Origin of the sequence: Cupriavidus nantongensis (genome assembly GCF_041726985.1) — a bacterium.
Lineage (GTDB): Bacteria > Pseudomonadota > Gammaproteobacteria > Burkholderiales > Burkholderiaceae > Cupriavidus > Cupriavidus nantongensis_A.
This window is the reverse complement of record NZ_CP168303.1, coordinates 3,119,466-3,134,857: the sequence shown is the minus strand read 5'-3', so window position 1 is coordinate 3,134,857 and position 15,392 is coordinate 3,119,466. Positions and strand designations below refer to the sequence as shown.

20 protein-coding genes and 1 tRNA gene are annotated in these 15,392 nt (G+C 63.4%); 19 read left to right on the top strand and 2 right to left on the bottom strand.

Annotation, left to right across the window (positions count from 1 at the left end; all coding sequences use genetic code 11):
- The first annotated feature begins 86 nt into the window (after positions 1-86).
- From ACEI37_RS25745 to ACEI37_RS25690, 12 genes are all read left to right on the top strand, one after another.
- On the top strand, positions 87-710 hold the full coding sequence (locus ACEI37_RS25745) for a YchE family NAAT transporter (RefSeq protein WP_116383707.1): 624 nt from the start codon (positions 87-89) through the stop codon (positions 708-710).
- Complete coding sequence (gene hisH, locus ACEI37_RS25740; RefSeq protein ID WP_172581761.1) at positions 707-1,360, top strand: imidazole glycerol phosphate synthase subunit HisH; 654 nt, start codon at positions 707-709, stop codon at positions 1,358-1,360. The genes ACEI37_RS25745 and hisH overlap by 4 nt, the downstream gene beginning before the upstream one ends.
- A 166-nt stretch (positions 1,361-1,526) precedes the next feature.
- Entirely contained in the window at positions 1,527-2,273 is a 747-nt protein-coding gene (hisA, locus tag ACEI37_RS25735; RefSeq protein WP_116296285.1) for a 1-(5-phosphoribosyl)-5-[(5-phosphoribosylamino)methylideneamino]imidazole-4-carboxamide isomerase, read from the top strand.
- 69 nt (positions 2,274-2,342) lie between these two features.
- Positions 2,343-3,113 (top strand): imidazole glycerol phosphate synthase subunit HisF, encoded by a 771-nt coding sequence (hisF, locus tag ACEI37_RS25730; RefSeq protein ID WP_012354086.1) that lies wholly within the window; start codon positions 2,343-2,345, stop codon positions 3,111-3,113.
- Positions 3,114-3,115: 2 nt separating this feature from the next.
- A complete protein-coding gene (hisI, locus tag ACEI37_RS25725) occupies positions 3,116-3,520 on the top strand; it encodes a phosphoribosyl-AMP cyclohydrolase (protein ID WP_373378688.1) in 405 nt (134 codons plus the stop codon).
- Positions 3,517-3,888 carry a phosphoribosyl-ATP diphosphatase gene (locus ACEI37_RS25720; protein ID WP_012354084.1) on the top strand — a complete coding sequence of 124 codons (372 nt, stop codon included), beginning with the start codon at positions 3,517-3,519 and terminating at the stop codon, positions 3,886-3,888. Before hisI ends, ACEI37_RS25720 begins: the two co-directional genes overlap by 4 nt.
- A gap of 59 nt (positions 3,889-3,947) precedes the next feature.
- The gene (locus ACEI37_RS25715) at positions 3,948-4,340 is read left to right on the top strand and encodes a membrane protein (RefSeq protein WP_018004939.1); all 393 of its coding nucleotides are present in this window, start codon (positions 3,948-3,950) and stop codon (positions 4,338-4,340) included.
- Between the two features lie 61 nt (positions 4,341-4,401).
- Entirely contained in the window at positions 4,402-4,758 is a 357-nt protein-coding gene (locus ACEI37_RS25710; RefSeq protein ID WP_018004940.1) for a histidine triad nucleotide-binding protein, read from the top strand.
- Between the two features lie 147 nt (positions 4,759-4,905).
- Positions 4,906-5,136 carry a Sec-independent protein translocase subunit TatA gene (gene tatA, locus ACEI37_RS25705; protein WP_373378687.1) on the top strand — a complete coding sequence of 77 codons (231 nt, stop codon included), beginning with the start codon at positions 4,906-4,908 and terminating at the stop codon, positions 5,134-5,136.
- A gap of 92 nt (positions 5,137-5,228) precedes the next feature.
- Positions 5,229-5,750 (top strand): Sec-independent protein translocase protein TatB, encoded by a 522-nt coding sequence (gene tatB, locus ACEI37_RS25700; protein ID WP_373378686.1) that lies wholly within the window; start codon positions 5,229-5,231, stop codon positions 5,748-5,750.
- Between the two features lie 124 nt (positions 5,751-5,874).
- Entirely contained in the window at positions 5,875-6,681 is an 807-nt protein-coding gene (gene tatC, locus ACEI37_RS25695; protein WP_092317489.1) for a twin-arginine translocase subunit TatC, read from the top strand.
- Positions 6,682-6,915: 234 nt separating this feature from the next.
- On the top strand, positions 6,916-8,010 hold the full coding sequence (locus tag ACEI37_RS25690) for a porin (protein WP_373378685.1): 1,095 nt from the start codon (positions 6,916-6,918) through the stop codon (positions 8,008-8,010).
- A gap of 420 nt (positions 8,011-8,430) precedes the next feature.
- On the opposite strand, the gene ACEI37_RS25685 is transcribed toward ACEI37_RS25690, so the two are convergent.
- Positions 8,431-9,624: a Do family serine endopeptidase gene (locus ACEI37_RS25685; protein WP_018004945.1), complete on the bottom strand. Its 1,194-nt coding sequence runs from the start codon at positions 9,622-9,624 to the stop codon at positions 8,431-8,433.
- 20 nt (positions 9,625-9,644) lie between these two features.
- Here ACEI37_RS25685 and ACEI37_RS25680 point away from each other — a divergent pair, with 20 nt between their 5' ends.
- Entirely contained in the window at positions 9,645-10,391 is a 747-nt protein-coding gene (locus ACEI37_RS25680; RefSeq protein ID WP_373378684.1) for a Nif3-like dinuclear metal center hexameric protein, read from the top strand.
- A 56-nt stretch (positions 10,392-10,447) separates the two neighbouring features.
- Here the strand turns inward: ACEI37_RS25680 and mscL are convergent, their stop codons facing one another.
- The gene (mscL, locus tag ACEI37_RS25675) at positions 10,448-10,873 is read right to left on the bottom strand and encodes a large conductance mechanosensitive channel protein MscL (protein ID WP_373378682.1); all 426 of its coding nucleotides are present in this window, start codon (positions 10,871-10,873) and stop codon (positions 10,448-10,450) included.
- A 214-nt stretch (positions 10,874-11,087) separates the two neighbouring features.
- Between mscL and petA the strand changes: the two genes are divergently transcribed.
- The 6 genes from petA (at position 11,088) to ACEI37_RS25645 (ending at position 15,384) form a co-directional block, all read left to right on the top strand.
- Positions 11,088-11,705, top strand: a complete 618-nt coding sequence (gene petA / locus ACEI37_RS25670) for a ubiquinol-cytochrome c reductase iron-sulfur subunit (RefSeq protein WP_018004948.1) — start codon at positions 11,088-11,090, stop codon at positions 11,703-11,705.
- Between the two features lie 2 nt (positions 11,706-11,707).
- Positions 11,708-13,111, top strand: coding sequence for a cytochrome bc complex cytochrome b subunit (locus ACEI37_RS25665; RefSeq protein WP_373378681.1), 1,404 nt, complete (start codon positions 11,708-11,710; stop codon positions 13,109-13,111).
- 36 nt (positions 13,112-13,147) lie between these two features.
- Entirely contained in the window at positions 13,148-13,891 is a 744-nt protein-coding gene (locus tag ACEI37_RS25660; RefSeq protein ID WP_062801915.1) for a cytochrome c1, read from the top strand.
- A gap of 206 nt (positions 13,892-14,097) precedes the next feature.
- The gene (locus ACEI37_RS25655; protein ID WP_010812311.1) at positions 14,098-14,709 is read left to right on the top strand and encodes a glutathione S-transferase N-terminal domain-containing protein; all 612 of its coding nucleotides are present in this window, start codon (positions 14,098-14,100) and stop codon (positions 14,707-14,709) included.
- 58 nt (positions 14,710-14,767) lie between these two features.
- Complete coding sequence (locus ACEI37_RS25650; protein ID WP_012354071.1) at positions 14,768-15,256, top strand: ClpXP protease specificity-enhancing factor; 489 nt, start codon at positions 14,768-14,770, stop codon at positions 15,254-15,256.
- A 52-nt stretch (positions 15,257-15,308) separates the two neighbouring features.
- Positions 15,309-15,384, top strand: a tRNA-Thr gene (locus tag ACEI37_RS25645).
- Positions 15,385-15,392: the final 8 nt, after the last annotated feature.

Genomic DNA, 15,392 nt, shown 5'->3' with positions numbered 1-15,392 from the left:
TGAAACCGTAGGCGTGCCGGCTGGTTGCGGCGCCCGCTGACCTTCCCAGTCCGAACATGGCCAGCGACGCTGGCGAACCGCAACCAATGGATACGCTCAAGTCGTTTATCTCGCTGCTGGCGCTGATCAACCCGATCGGGGCGATCCCATTCTTCATCAGCCTGACCACGCAGCAGACTGAAGCGGAAAAGCGGCATACCATCAAGATCGCGTCGATCTCGGTGGCGATCGTGGTGGCGGTGTCGGCGTTGCTGGGGCAGCAGATTATCGAGTTCTTCAATATCTCGGTGGCATCGCTGCAGGTGGGCGGCGGGCTCATCATGATCATGATGGCCATGAACATGCTGAATGCGCAAACCAGTCGCACCAAGGCCACGCCGGAAGAAGAGGACGAGGCCGAGGTAAAGTCCAGCATTGCGGTGGTGCCGTTGGCGCTGCCTCTACTGACGGGGCCGGGCTCGATCAGCACAGTGATCGTCTATGCCGGCAAGACCCAGCACTGGTACCAGTTGCTCATCCTGGTGGGCATCGGCGCGCTGCTGGGCTCGGTGGTGTACCTGGTGTTCCGCGCGGCGGACCCGATCGCCCGGGTGATCGGGCGCACCGGCATCAATATCGGCACGCGCCTGATGGGCTTGATCCTGTCGGCGCTGGCCGTGGAATTCATCGTGGACGGGCTGAAGACATTGTTGCCTGTTTTGAAATCATGACTACCATAGCAATTGTGGATTACGGCATGGGCAACCTGCGCTCGGTGGCGCAGGCGCTGCGCGCCGCGGCACCGGAAGCCGATGTCCGGGTGGTGGATGCGCCCGAAGGCATCCGCTCGGCGGACCGCGTGGTGCTGCCGGGCCAGGGCGCGATGCCCGACTGCATGTCGGCGCTGGGCGCGTCCGGGCTGCAGCAAGCGGTGGTCGAGGCCGCCGCGAGCAAGCCGATGCTGGGCGTGTGCGTGGGCGAGCAGATGCTGTTCGAATTCAGCACTGAAAGCCGCGCCGGCACGGATCGCACCCCGGCGCTGGGGCTGATGCCCGGGCAGGTCGTACGGTTTGCGCTGGATGGCATGACGCAGCCCGACGGCTCGCGTTTCAAGGTGCCGCAGATGGGTTGGAACCGGGTGCGCCAGGCCAGGCCGCACCCGCTGTGGGACGGTATCCCGGACGACAGCTGGTTCTATTTCGTCCACAGCTACTATGTGCAGGCGCAGGATCCGGCCCATATTGCCGGCGAAACGGAATACGGAGTCGTGTTTACCAGCGCGGTAGCGCGCGATAATATTTTCGCGACGCAGTTCCACCCCGAGAAAAGCGCGGCCATGGGCCTGCAGCTGTACCGGAACTTCGTCCACTGGAATCCCTGAAGCGCAGCTTGCCGATTCGCGATTCGCTTGTTTTCGCTTGTTGACCCGATGCTCGACCGCTGACCGACCCGGCACCTGACCCGTATCCGATCGACTATCGACCCGACCTGACCGGCATGCGCCGGTCTCGCTCAATCTCACTCACTCAACCACGCTCGTCACGCATATGTTGCTCATTCCGGCCATCGACCTGAAGGACGGTCAGTGTGTACGCCTCAAACAAGGCGACATGGACCAGGCCACCGTCTTTTCCGAAGATCCCGCCGCCATGGCACGCCACTGGGTGGAGCAGGGCGCCCGCCGCCTGCACCTGGTGGACCTGAACGGCGCGTTCGTGGGCAAGCCCCGCAACGAGGCCGCCATCAAGGCCATCATCGCCGAGGTCGGCGACGAGATCCCGGTGCAGCTGGGCGGCGGCATCCGCGACCTGAACACCATCGAGCGCTGGCTGGACGACGGGCTCTCGTACGTCATCATCGGCACCGCGGCGGTGAAGAACCCCGGCTTCCTGAAGGACGCGTGCTCGGCCTTCGGCGGCCATATCATCGTCGGGCTCGATGCCAAGGACGGCAAGGTGGCCACCGACGGCTGGAGCAAGCTGACCGGCCACGAGGTGGCGGACCTGGCGCGCAAGTATGAAGACTACGGCGTCGAGGCCATCATCTACACCGACATCGGCCGCGACGGCATGCTGCAAGGGATCAATATCGATGCCACCGTCAAGCTGGCGCAGTCGATGTCGATCCCGGTGATCGCCAGCGGCGGGCTGTCCAACCTGGCCGATATCGACAACCTGTGCGCGGTCGAAGGCGAGGGCGTGGAAGGGGTCATCTGCGGCCGCGCGATCTATTCCGGCGACCTTAACTTTGCCGACGCGCAGGCGCTTGCGGACAAGCTGCGCAACGGGCAATAAGCAACGGCGCCGCGGGGCGCGGCCGCCTGGCCGCTGCCGGCACGGCAGCGGTGGCGGACAAGGAATCTCATGCTAGCCAAACGTATCATCCCCTGCCTGGACGTGACCAACGGGCGGGTGGTCAAGGGCGTCAACTTTGTCGAACTGCGCGACGCGGGCGATCCCGTGGAAATCGCGCGCCGCTATGACGAGCAGGGCGCCGACGAAATCACATTCCTGGACATCACCGCGACCAGCGACGGGCGCGACCTGATGCTGCATATCATCGAGGACGTCGCCTCGCAGGTATTCATCCCGCTGACCGTGGGCGGCGGCGTGCGCACCGTCGAAGACGTGCGCCGGCTGCTCAATGCCGGGGCCGACAAGATCAGCGTCAATTCGTCGGCGATCGCCAACCCGCAACTGGTGTCGGACGCCACCGCGCGCTATGGCTCGCAGTGCATCGTGGTGGCGATCGACGCCAAGCGCAGCTCCGCCCCGGGCGAAGCGCCGCGCTGGGAAGTCTTTACCCACGGCGGGCGCAAGGCGACGGGGCTGGACGCGGTGCAGTGGGCACGTGAAATGGCCACGCGCGGCGCGGGCGAGATCCTGCTTACCAGCATGGACCGCGACGGCACCAAGAGCGGCTTCGACCTGGAGCTGACCCGCGCGGTCAGCGATGCAGTGCCGGTGCCGGTGATCGCCTCGGGCGGCGTCGGCGGCCTGCAGGACCTGGCCGACGGCATTACCAGGGGCCGCGCCGATGCGGTGCTGGCCGCCAGCATCTTCCACTACGGCCAACATACCGTGGGCGAAGCCAAGGCATTCATGGCCCGCGAGGGCATTCCCGTGCGGATCTGATCATGCCGAAGAAGTGGCTCAACAAGGTGAAATGGGACGACAACGGCCTGGTGCCGGTGATCGTGCAGGAAATCGGCTCGAACGACGTGCTGATGTTTGCGTTCATGAACCGCGAGGCGCTGCTGCGCACCGTGGAGCTGGGCGAGGCCGTGTTCTGGTCGCGCTCGCGCAAGCGCCTGTGGCACAAGGGCGAAGAATCGGGCCATGTGCAGAAGGTGCACGAGATCCGTCTGGACTGCGATGAAGACGTGGTGTTGCTGAAGGTCACGCAAATCGACAGCATCGCCTGCCATACCGGGCGCCATTCCTGCTTCTTCCAGAAATTCGAGGGCGATGCGGATGCCGGCGACTGGGAGACCGTCGAGCCGGTGCTGAAGGACCCCGCCCAGATCTACACCAAGCCATGAGCGACAACGCACTCAGCAGCAACGATGTCCTGGCGCGCCTGGCCGAGGTGCTGGAATCGCGCAAGCCTGCCAATGGCGGCGACCCCGACAAGTCCTATGTGGCGCGCCTGTTCAGCAAGGGCGACGACGCCATCCTGAAGAAGATCGGCGAGGAAGCCACCGAGACCGTGATGGCCGCCAAGGACGCGCGCGCCGCCGGCGAGAGCGGCGCCGCGGCCGGCAAGGTAGTCTATGAAGTGGCCGACCTGTGGTTCCACAGCATGGTGCTGCTGGCAAACTTCGGCCTGACGCCGGCTGACGTGGTCAACGAACTGGCGCGGCGCGAAGGGCTGTCCGGCCTGGAAGAAAAGGCCCGGCGCAAGGACTAGCCGGCGCGGGTGCCGGCCGGTCTCCCGCCTGCCGCGAGGCAGGCTTCCAACCGAGGGCGATGATGGCGAACGACTACACCGGGCAGGTCACCACTCCCAGCGGCGAACAGCTGGGCAGCCTGCGCAAGCTGCTGCACATCCTTTACGCGCTGTATGCGATCTTCTGGCTCACCGGCGGCATCACCGCCCTGATCGCCATCGTCATCGACTACGTCAAGCGCGATGACGCGCGCGGCTCGCTGTATGCCTCGCACTTCGCCTGGCAGATCCGCTCGTTCTGGTGGTCGGTGGCCTGGGGCGTGCTGGGCGGGGTGCTGTTCGCGACAGTCGTGCTGATGCCGCTGGCCTTTGCCGTGTGGGGCGTGCTGTCGCTGTGGATGCTGTATCGTATCGTCAAGGGCTGGCTGTATCTGAACGACAGCAAGCCGATGTACCCGGACCAGCAGTTCTGAGGTCGGGCAGAGAGATGCATGGGGTGGCCACCGGGGCCGCGGCCGTCGCAATGAAATTTTCATGAACGCTCAGGATAATTGCATCTTCTGCAAGATCGTGGCCGGCCAGCTGCCGTCGAACAAAGTCTATGAAGACGACGACATGCTGGCTTTCCACGATATCCATCCGAAGGCCCCGGTACACTTGCTGGTCATTCCCAAGGCACATGTCGACTCGCTGGCCGATTGCGGCGCCGGCGAAGGAGAGGTGCTTGCTAGAATGATGCTGAAGGTGCCAGAACTGGCGCGCGCGGCCGGCTGTTCCAACGGCTTCCGGACGGTGATCAACACCGGCCCGGACGGCGGACAGGAGGTCTACCACCTGCACCTGCATGTGCTTGGTGGACCGCGCCATGCCTGGAAGGGACCGCTGCCCTGATTGGGCGGCCTTGGCAGGGGAGGGTCCGCGGCGGCAACGCCCGGGCAGAAGCTGCGCCGGCAACCGTCGCCCGGCGCGGCCATCACGGGACGGAACAACGGGTCCGGGCATCAATGATTGCGCCCGCGGCTGCATCAGGAGCAAGAGATGGGTTCGTTTAGCATTTGGCACTGGCTGATCGTGCTGGTGATCGTCATGCTGGTGTTCGGCACCAAGAAGCTGCGCAATATCGGCCAGGACCTGGGCGGCGCGGTCAAGGGCTTCAAGGACGGCATGAAGGACGGCGAGGACAAGAACGCCCAGCCGGGCGCGTCCAAGGAACTGCGCGATTCCACCACCATCGACGTCGACGCCAAGGAAAAGTCCCGCCAGCAATAAGCCGGCGGTGTGCCCTCCCTTCCACGCAAACCTCGCTGCGCGTGTCGTTGCGCGCCCGCGCTATTCCGCATTTGTCCGCATGATGTGTCCGCATGATTGATCTCGGCATTTCCAAGCTGGCGCTGATCGGCGCCGTGGCACTGATCGTGATCGGTCCAGAACGGCTGCCCAAGGTCGCGCGCACGGTCGGCGCGCTGGTCGGCCGTGCACAGCGCTACATCAACGACGTCAAGGCCGAAGTCAGCCGCGAGGTCGAACTGGAAGAACTGCGCAAGATGCGCACTGAATTCGAGGATGCCGCGCGCGATGTCGAGCGCACCATCCACAAGGAAGTCAGCGAGCAGACCCAGGCGCTCAACGAAGCGCTCGGCGGCGCCGAATCCAGCGGCGCAACCGGCGCCGGCGGCAGCAGCGACGCCAGCGGGGGCTTCGTGCCCAGTTGGGACGCGGCGCACAAGGCGCACAACGGGCGCAAGAGCTGGCGCGTCAAGCAGGGCGCGCGGCCGCTGTGGTTCAAGCGCCAGCACAATGTCCGCGTCTGGGTGCAGTCGGGCGCGGCGCGCGTCAAGCGGCACCGGCCGGCGAGTCGGCCCTCCCGTTCCTTCTTCGAATAAGCATGGCGCGCGGCGAACTCCTGCCGGCCGCCGTGGCCGCTGTCGTTGTGTCCGCCTCCCCACGCCGCCACGTTGCGGTTTCATCGATCCACTTGCCAGCCCTAGCGGCTGAGCGGTTCACGCCATGAGCGACACCCGGTCCTCCGATCCCCAAGACCCGCAAGACGAGTCGCAGCAGGAAACCTTCATCTCCCACCTGATCGAGTTGCGCCAGCGACTGGTCAAGGCCGTGGCCGGCATCATCCTGGTGTTCGTCTCGCTGGTCTACTGGGCGCCGGTCATCTTCAACCTGTTCTCCGCCCCGTTGATGGAATCGCTGCCCAAGGGCGGCAAGATGATCGTCACGGATGTGACCGGCTCGTTCTTCGTGCCAATGAAGGTGACCCTGCTGGTGGCATTCCTGATCGCGCTGCCATGGGTGCTGTACCAGGTCTGGCAATTTGTCGCGCCGGGCCTGTACCAGCATGAGAAGCGCCTGATCCTGCCGCTGGTCTCGAGCAGTTATTTCCTGTTCCTGTGCGGCGTGGCGTTTGCATATTTTTTGGTGTTCCCCACGGTGTTCCATTTCATGGCGCACTACAACGCGCCGCTGGGGGCGGAGATGTCCACCGACATCGACAAATACCTCAGCTTCGCCATGACCACGTTCCTGGCCTTCGGCATTACGTTTGAAGTGCCGGTGGTCGTGATCGTGCTGGTGCGGTTCGGTGTGGTGGAACTGGAAAAGCTCAAGCAGATCCGCCCCTATGTGATCGTCGGGGCCTTCATCATTGCCGCCATCGTCACGCCGCCGGACGTGCTATCGCAATTGCTGCTGGCGGTTCCTCTCGTGGCTCTCTATGAACTTGGGCTGATCCTGGCCCGTTTTGTCGGCCGCCCGGCAGCCGAAGAGGCCACTTCCGCAGAAACGCAGCCGGACGAATCGCGCTGAGGCAGGCTTTTTCATAGGCTGGAGTACCCCATTTGCACCAAAATGGGGATTTCCGAGCCCATTCCTGTTGCTCTCCGACAACAAAAACCGCCAGTAAGCATGGTTTACGCCGAAAAAGCCTTCTGAGGGCCGGGGGGGCTGGCACATAATACGCAGCAGACGTGAATGTAAATGCGTCGCCCAAGCACTTGGGCAACCAAGATTTCCCAATCAGTTGACAAGGAAAGTGTCGATATGAAGATGAAACTGTTTGCTGCTGCCGTCGCCGCTCTGGCCGCTGGCGGCGCGTATGCCCAGTCGAGCGTAACCCTGTACGGCGTGGCTGACGTCGGCCTCGAATATGTCAGCAAGGCCAACGCTGCCGGCGACGATCTGTTCCGCATGTCGTCGGGTAACCAGTCCGGTTCGCGCTGGGGCCTGCGTGGCGTGGAAGACCTGGGTGGCGGTCTGAAGGGCGTGTTCGTCCTGGAAAGCGGTTTCGACCTCGATGACGGCCGTTCGGCCCAAGGTGGTCGTCTGTTCGGTCGTCAAGCCTACGTCGGTCTGCAAAGCAACTTCGGTTCGCTGCTGCTGGGCCGTCAACAGACCGCGTTCTATGACTTCGGCCTGATGTATGACCCGATGGCCATCTCGTCGCGCTACGGCATCCTGGCTCAGGACGCTGCATTCGCTTCGCGCGCTGACAACACCGTCAAGTACATCGGCAAGTTCGGTGGCCTGACCGCTTCGGCCTTCTACAGCTTCAACAACAACGGCCAGGAAACCGCCGGCGCCTTCCGCCGCGGCCAAGAGTACGGCGCCCTGCTGAACTACGCAGCTGGCCCGTTCTCGGTTGGTGCTGCTTATGACGAAGTGCACGGCACGACCACCGGCCCCGCCGCTGCTCCTGTCGACGCAAGCGGTCAGCGTATCCGCCGCGCCACCGTTGGTGCCAACTACGCCTTCGGCCCGGCCAAGGTGTACGCTGGCTACCGTTGGGCGAAGGCTGCTGACGGCGCGAGCCTGCCGGGCCAAGTGGCGACTACCGCTAACCCGCTCGCCATCAACGGCACCTCCAACCTGTACTGGCTGGGTCTGGGTTACCAGCTGACCCCGGCGTTCTCGCTGTCGGGCGCTGCGTACTACCAAGACTTCCGCAAGAGCGACGCCGATCCGTGGCAATTCGTCGTGACCGCCGACTACGCGCTGTCGAAGCGTACCGACGTGTACACCTCGCTGTCGTACGCTCTGAACGACAACGGTTCGCTGCTGGGTGTGAACGGCTTCAACACCGTCCAGTCCGGCAAGGACCAGTTCGGTGCTGTGGTTGGCCTGCGCCACAAGTTCTAATCTGACGCGGGCTTCCGCCCGCTGAAGGTTGACTTGAAAAACGCCGGCATCCGCAAGGATGCCGGCGTTTTCTTTTGTGCAATTCGACGGCGCAATCCGTGGCACGGTAGAGATCTTGCGCCGTGCCCACGCTGCCGCCGGGCCCCGTGAGGGCTCCATTGGGCTTGGCCCCATCGGCTTTGGCTCCTTTGAGCCATGCGCAACGTGGCCGGCAAGCATGGTCCGCCGGCGGATCCAGTGATTGGATCGGCTGCAATCCCCTAAACAACCGACGTGGTGGGCCATGACTCCTGCAGCCATGCGGCAAGCGGAAGCGAGCTGATCCAGCCTGCCCCTGCCGGCACGTCCCGCGGAATGCAGCCATAAAAAAAACCGCCATCGCTGGCGGGTTTGCTGACTCCGGTACGGGCAAGGCCCGGCTTACTCTTCCTCTTCGAACGGCAGCGAGCGGCGCGGCGGCGGGGGCCGCTTGCCGATGGTAACCGTCAGGTCCGTCGGCTTGCCGCGCCGGATCACGGTCATCTTGATGTCCACGCCAGGCTTGAGCTGCGCAATGGCATTGAGAAGCGCGGTGGTGTCCGTGATCGACAAGCCATCCACCTTGGTCAGCACATCGCCGGGACGCACGCCCGCCTTGTCCGCGGGGCCGCCCTGGACCACTGCGGCGATCAGTGCGCCTTCCTTGGCATCGAGCCCGAACGATTCGGCGATCTCCGGCGTCATGTCCTGCGGCTCGACGCCGATCCAGCCGCGTGTCACGCTGCCGGTCGAGATAATCGACTCCATCACCTGCTTGGCCGTCGATACCGGAATGGCGAAACCGATACCCAGCGAGCCGCCCGAGCGCGAATAGATCGCCGTATTGATGCCCAGCAGGTTACCCTGCGCATCCACCAGCGCGCCGCCCGAGTTGCCGGGGTTGATCGCGGCATCGGTCTGGATGAAGTTCTCGAAGGTGTTGATGCCCAGGTGGCTGCGGCCCAGTGCCGACACGATGCCCATGGTCACGGTCTGGCCCACGCCGAAGGGGTTGCCGATGGCCAGCACCACATCGCCGACCTTCACGTTCTCGAGCCGGCCCAGCGTGATCGCCGGCAGGTCCTTGAGCGTCACCTTCAGCACGGCCAGGTCGGTTTCCGGGTCGGAGCCGACCACCTTGGCGTTGGCCTTGCGGCCATCGGTCAGCGCGATCTCGATCTCGTCGGCGCCGTCGACCACGTGGTGGTTGGTTAGAATGTAACCCTCGGCGCTGACGATAACGCCCGACCCCAGGCTGGAAACCGGCTCCTGCCGCTCGGGCAGGCGGTCGCCGAAGAAGAAGCGGAACCACGGATCCTCGGCCTGCGGATTGGGCGAGCGCTTGTTGCCGTTCTTGCTGGTAAAGATATTGACCACCGCCGGCATGGCCAGCTGGGCGGCTTCGCTGTATGACCCTTCGGCCGCAGGACCGGACACGTTGGGCACGACCTCCTTGAGTGCCACGATAGGCGAGCCGGATTGAACCGCGACGCGCCCCCTCTGCAGCCATTCAGGCTTGAGCGTTGCCACGACGAACCAGACCGCCAGCACGACGGTGACAGCCTGGGCAAAGAACAGCCAAAAGCGCCGCAACATATTGGAGTTTTGAGCAGAAAATGAAAACAAAAGAGCTTGAATTGTACTTGAACGACCTGTTGGAAGTTTCCCGCTACAAGGACTATTGTCCCAATGGGCTGCAAGTGCAAGGTCGCTCGGAGATCACACATGTGGTGACCGGGGTGACGGCAAGCCTGGCGCTGGTCGATGCCGCGGTCGAGGCGGGCGCCGATACCATCCTCGTGCATCACGGCTATTTCTGGAAAAACGAGGACGCGCGCGTGGTGGGGCAGAAGCATGCGCGCCTGAAGCGCCTGCTTGGGGCCGATATCAATCTGTTCGCCTACCACCTGCCGCTGGATAATCATCCGGAATTCGGCAATAACGCGCAACTTGGCCTGCAGTTGGGCCTTACCCCCACCGGCCGCTTCAGCGACGACCAGTTAGGCTGGACTGGCACGCTGCCCGCGCCGATGCCGCTGGCCGCGCTGGCTGCGCATGTCGGCGGCGTGCTCGGGCGGGAACCGCTGGCGATCGGTACGCCCGAGCAGATGATCCGCACGGTGGGCTGGTGCACGGGCGGGGCCCAAGGGTATTTCGATGCTGCGGTGGCCGCCGGCGTCGACGCCTATCTGAGCGGCGAAGTCTCGGAGCAGACCACGCACCTGGCGCGCGAGAGCGGCGTAGCGTATCTAGCGGCGGGTCATCATGCCACCGAGCGCTATGGCATCCGCTCGCTGGGCGAGCATGTGGCCGAGCGCTTCGGCCTGCGCCATACCTTTATCGATATTCCGAATCCGGTCTGATCTGACAAAAAACAAAACGGCCCCAGCGGGGCCGTTTTATCGTTCGGGATTCGAAATCAGCGAGCCTTCAGGCTGTCACGGATTTCACGCAGCAGCGCCACTTCCTCGGGCGGGGCGGCGGGCGGCGGCGCCGGTTCCGCCGCGCGCATCCGGTTGAAGGCGCGCACCATCAGGAAGATGATGAAGGCCAGGATGATGAAGTTGACGACGATGGTGAGGAAATTGCCATAGGCAAACACCGGTACCCCGGCCTTCTTCAGCGCATCGAGCGTCAGCGGTGTCCCGGGAGGGGGATCCGCCAGAGCAATGAACATGCTGGAGAAGTCCAGCTTGCCCACCACACGGCCCACCAACGGCATGATCAGGTCGTTGACCACCGAATCCACGATCTTGCCGAAGGCCGCGCCGATGATCACACCGACAGCCAGGTCGATGACGTTGCCGCGTACGGCGAAGGTTCTGAATTCCGAGATCATGCCCATGGGGGGTTCTCCTTCTTGTGGCTATGGATGAACGGTTTCAAGCTGGAAGCCTGCCGCATCACTCACCGGAAATCAAGCGCACAGGCGGATTTCCGGGATGCATGTCCGATAATCGCGCGAGGCCGTGGCATTTTCTGCCTATCTAGTGCGCAGGTGTCTAAGGTACACTTTATGGTTGACGCAAAATCTAAATTGACTTCCCCTGGGGTTTGGAATGAGTGACCAGCAAGACGTGAAGAGCGTGGATAAAGGTCGCCGCAATTGGTTGATCGCGACATCCGTCGCTGGCGGCGTCGGAGGCGTAGCGGTAGCGGTTCCTTTCGTCAGTACTTTTGCACCATCGGAGAAGGCCAAGGCCGCCGGTGCCCCAGTCGAGGCGGATATCGGCGCCCTGAAGCCGGGCGAGATGATGACCGTCGAGTGGCGTGGCAAACCGGTCTGGATCATGCGGCGCACGGAGGAGCAACTGGCGTCGCTGAAGAAGACGGACGGCGAAGTGGCCGATCCCAATTCCGATATCCCGTTCACCATGCAGACGCCCGAGTACTGCAAGAACGAAACCCGTTCGCGTCCCGAGCACAAGGACGTGCTGGTCGTAGTGGGCATCTGTTCCCATCTCGGCTGTTCCCCCTCGGGCCCCTTCGCCCCCGGTGCCAATCCTCAGCTCGGCACTGATCCCGGTTTCCTCTGCCCCTGCCATGGATCGACCTTCGATCTGGCCGGGCGCGTCTTCAAGAACAAGCCGGCTCCGCAGAATCTCGATGTTCCCCCCTACCAGTTCCTGTCCGAAAGCAAGATCGTGATCGGCAAGGACGAGAAAGGAGAAGCCTGATCATGGCGGCCGAAAAACAAGTCAAGACGACCGGCCTGCTGGGCTGGATCGACGCCCGCTTTCCCGCGACCCAGCTGTGGGAAGACCACCTGTCCCGCTACTACGCGCCGAAGAACTTCAACTTCTGGTATTTCTTCGGTTCGCTGGCGCTGCTGGTGCTGGTGATCCAGATCGTCACCGGCATCTTCCTGGTGATGAACTACAAGCCGGACGGCACGCTGAACGCCGCCGGCATTCCGGTGGCCTTTGCCAGCGTCGAATACATCATGCGCGAAGTCCCTTGGGGCTGGCTGGTGCGCTACATGCATTCGACCGGCGCCTCGGCCTTCTTCGTGGTGGTCTACCTGCATATGTTCCGCGGGCTGCTGTACGGTTCGTACCGCAAGCCGCGCGAGCTGGTCTGGATCTTCGGCTGCCTGATCTTCCTGTGCCTGATGGCCGAAGCCTTCATGGGCTACCTGCTGCCGTGGGGCCAGATGTCGTACTGGGGCGCCCAGGTGATCGTGAACCTGTTCTCGGCCATTCCGGTGATCGGCCAGGACCTGTCGCTGTTCATCCGCGGTGACTACGTGGTCAGCGACGCGACCCTGAACCGCTTCTTCTCGTTCCACGTCATCGCGGTGCCGCTGGTGCTGCTGGGCCTGGTGATCGCGCACATCATCGCGCTGCACGAAGTGGGCTCGAACAACCCGGACGGCGTCGAGATCAAGGCCAAGAAGGACGAAAACGGCATCCCGCTGGACGGCATCCCGTTCCACCCGTATTACTCGGTGCACGACCTGCTCGGCGTGGGCGGCTTCCTGATCCTGTTCTCGGCCGTGATCTTCTTCTTCCCCGAAGTGGGCGGCTATTTCCTGGAAGCCAACAACTTCTTCCCTGCCGATCCCCTGAAGACCCCGCCGCATATCGCGCCGGTCTGGTACTTCACGCCGTTCTACTCGATGCTGCGCGCCACCACGTCGAACTTCCTGCCGATCCTGTGGGTGTTCTTCGCGCTGCTGCTCGGCATGGTGTTCCTGCGCAGCAAGGATGTGCGCGTGAAGATCGGTGCCATCGCCATCGCGGTGATCCTGGCCGTGGGCTTTTACTTCATCGACGCCAAGTTCTGGGGCGTGCTGGTGATGGGCGGCTCGGTGGTGATCCTGTTCTTCCTGCCGTGGCTCGACTGCTCGCCGGTCAAGTCCATCCGCTATCGTCCCGCTTTCCACAAGACCATCCTGATCGTCTTCGTGGTGGTGTTCCTGGTGCTCGGCTATCTCGGCGTGCAACCGCCGTCGCCGGTGGGTGAGAAGGTGTCGCAGCTGGGTACGCTGCTGTACTTCGCCTTCTTCCTGACCATGCCGCTGTGGAGCCGTGTCGGCGAGTTCAAGCCGGTCCCGGAGCGTGTCACGTTCCACCCGCACTGAGCGAAGCGAACCCCGACAAGAGCACAAGGACACAAGATGAAAAAGCTGCTTTCGATCCTCGCGCTGGCCGGCGCCTGCATTGCCGGCGCGCCCGCCATGGCTGCCGAGGGGGGCTTCCCCCTCGAGCCGGCGCCGGTGAACACCGCCGACCTGTCGTCGCTGCAGCGCGGCGCCAAGGTGTTCGTCAACTACTGCCTGAACTGCCACGGCGCATCGATGATGCGCTACAACCGGCTCAAGGACATCGGCCTGACCGACGACCAGATCCGCGAGAACCTGCTGTTCACCGCGGACAAGGTGGGCGAGACCATGAACATCGCTATGCAGCCGAAGGAAGCCAAGGCCTTCTTCGGCGCGCAGCCGCCGGACCTGTCGGTGATCGCGCGCGCCCGTGGCGACGACTGGCTCTACACCTACCTGCGTACGTTCTACCGCGACGACAGTCGCGCCACCGGCTGGAACAACCTGGTGTTCCCGAGCGTCGGCATGCCGCACGTGCTGTGGGAACTGCAGGGCCAGCGCGCCGCCAAGTTCACCGAAGTGGAAGAGCATGGCGAGAAGGTGCACAAGTTCGCCGGCTTCGAGCAACTGAGTCCGGGCAAGCTGAGCAAGGTCGAGTACGACCAGATGACCGCCGACCTCGTCAGCTTCCTCGACTGGATGGCCGAGCCCGCGCAGAACCACCGCAAGCGCCTGGGCGTCTGGGTGCTGCTGTTCCTGGGCGTGTTCACCGTGTTCGCCTGGCGCCTGAACGCGGCGTACTGGAAAGATGTGAAGTAAGCCGTGGCAGGGGCCTGATCGGGCCCGATCCAAAAAAAGCCAGGGGCGGTTGCTGCGAAAAAGGCGGCGCCGCCCCTGACTTTTTTACAGCGATAGTCACAAAAAGCGACGTATTTGCCACTTATTTGCTTTTCGATAGCCGACTTTGGCAGAATGGCAGACCTTACTGTCCGACCCTGTTCCGGCTAAGCCCAAGGAATCCAACCATGATGGTGTTGTATTCGGGTACGACTTGCCCGTTTTCCCAACGTTGCCGCCTTGTCCTGTTCGAAAAGGGCATGGATTTTGAAATCCGCGACGTCGACCTGTTCAACAAGCCCGAAGATATTTCGGTGATGAACCCGTACGGCCAGGTGCCCATCCTGGTCGAGCGCGACCTCATCCTGTATGAGTCGAACATCATCAACGAGTACATCGACGAGCGCTTCCCGCACCCGCAGCTGATGCCGGCCGACCCGGTGCAGCGCGCCCGCGCCCGCCTGTTCCTGTTCAACTTCGAAAAGGAACTGTTCACCCACGTCTACACGCTGGAGAACGAAAAGGGCAAGGCCGCCGAAAAGAACCACGAACGCGCCCGCGCCGCGATTCGCGACCGCCTGACGCAGCTGGCACCGATCTTCGTCAAGAACAAGTACATGCTGGGCGAAGAGTTCTCGATGCTCGACGTCGCCATCGCGCCGCTGCTGTGGCGCCTGGACCACTACGGCATCGAGCTGTCGAAGAACGCCGCGCCGCTGCTGAAGTATGCTGAACGCATTTTCAGCCGTCCCGCGTACATCGAAGCGCTGACCCCGTCCGAAAAGGTGATGCGCCGCTAACCGGCACCGGCCCGACGGCAACCGCCCTCGGGCCATTCGCGGCGCCATTGGAAGCACAATGCCTGAAACCTCCACCAAGCCCTACCTGATCCGCGCCATCTACGAATGGTGCACGGACAACGGCTTCACGCCGTACATCGCCGTCTTCGTCGACGCCAACACCAACGTGCCGCGCGAGTTCGTCAAGAACAACGAGATCGTGCTGAACGTCAGCTTCGACGCCACCAGCGGCCTGGACATGGGCAACGAGTGGATCACCTTCAGCGCACGCTTCGGCGGTGTCTCGCGCAAGATCGACGTGCCTGTCGAGAACGTGCTGGCGATCTACGCCCGCGAGAACGGACAAGGCATGGCGTTCCCGGTCGAACGCAGCCTGCCGGAAACCCAGGCCGCCACCGAGCGTGAAAACAACCCACCGCCCAAGCTCGCCCCGGTCGAAGCCGAAACCCCGGCGACCACCAGTGACACCGGCCCCGGCGACGACGACACGCCGCCCCCGGTGCCCCGCATCGGCGGCAAGAAGCCTGCACTGAAAGTGGTGAAGTAAGCCATCCCAAAGCCGACCGCAATGCAGTAGAATCGCGGTCTGCACCAGACATGCCGGCTTAGCTCATCAGGTAGAGCAGTTGATTTGTAATCATCAGGTGGCGGGTTCGAGTCCTGCAGCCGGCACCAGAATTGAA

Coding starts and splice junctions, on each gene's coding strand:
- ACEI37_RS25745 (WP_116383707.1), top strand. CDS start 87: ATGGATACGCTCAAGTCGTTTATCTCGCTGCTGGCGCTGATCAACCCG.
- hisH (WP_172581761.1), top strand. CDS start 707: ATGACTACCATAGCAATTGTGGATTACGGCATGGGCAACCTGCGCTCG.
- hisA (WP_116296285.1), top strand. CDS start 1,527: ATGTTGCTCATTCCGGCCATCGACCTGAAGGACGGTCAGTGTGTACGC.
- hisF (WP_012354086.1), top strand. CDS start 2,343: ATGCTAGCCAAACGTATCATCCCCTGCCTGGACGTGACCAACGGGCGG.
- hisI (WP_373378688.1), top strand. CDS start 3,116: ATGCCGAAGAAGTGGCTCAACAAGGTGAAATGGGACGACAACGGCCTG.
- ACEI37_RS25720 (WP_012354084.1), top strand. CDS start 3,517: ATGAGCGACAACGCACTCAGCAGCAACGATGTCCTGGCGCGCCTGGCC.
- ACEI37_RS25715 (WP_018004939.1), top strand. CDS start 3,948: ATGATGGCGAACGACTACACCGGGCAGGTCACCACTCCCAGCGGCGAA.
- ACEI37_RS25710 (WP_018004940.1), top strand. CDS start 4,402: ATGAACGCTCAGGATAATTGCATCTTCTGCAAGATCGTGGCCGGCCAG.
- tatA (WP_373378687.1), top strand. CDS start 4,906: ATGGGTTCGTTTAGCATTTGGCACTGGCTGATCGTGCTGGTGATCGTC.
- tatB (WP_373378686.1), top strand. CDS start 5,229: ATGATTGATCTCGGCATTTCCAAGCTGGCGCTGATCGGCGCCGTGGCA.
- tatC (WP_092317489.1), top strand. CDS start 5,875: ATGAGCGACACCCGGTCCTCCGATCCCCAAGACCCGCAAGACGAGTCG.
- ACEI37_RS25690 (WP_373378685.1), top strand. CDS start 6,916: ATGAAGATGAAACTGTTTGCTGCTGCCGTCGCCGCTCTGGCCGCTGGC.
- ACEI37_RS25685 (WP_018004945.1), bottom strand. CDS start 9,624: ATGTTGCGGCGCTTTTGGCTGTTCTTTGCCCAGGCTGTCACCGTCGTG.
- ACEI37_RS25680 (WP_373378684.1), top strand. CDS start 9,645: ATGAAAACAAAAGAGCTTGAATTGTACTTGAACGACCTGTTGGAAGTT.
- mscL (WP_373378682.1), bottom strand. CDS start 10,873: ATGGGCATGATCTCGGAATTCAGAACCTTCGCCGTACGCGGCAACGTC.
- petA (WP_018004948.1), top strand. CDS start 11,088: ATGAGTGACCAGCAAGACGTGAAGAGCGTGGATAAAGGTCGCCGCAAT.
- ACEI37_RS25665 (WP_373378681.1), top strand. CDS start 11,708: ATGGCGGCCGAAAAACAAGTCAAGACGACCGGCCTGCTGGGCTGGATC.
- ACEI37_RS25660 (WP_062801915.1), top strand. CDS start 13,148: ATGAAAAAGCTGCTTTCGATCCTCGCGCTGGCCGGCGCCTGCATTGCC.
- ACEI37_RS25655 (WP_010812311.1), top strand. CDS start 14,098: ATGATGGTGTTGTATTCGGGTACGACTTGCCCGTTTTCCCAACGTTGC.
- ACEI37_RS25650 (WP_012354071.1), top strand. CDS start 14,768: ATGCCTGAAACCTCCACCAAGCCCTACCTGATCCGCGCCATCTACGAA.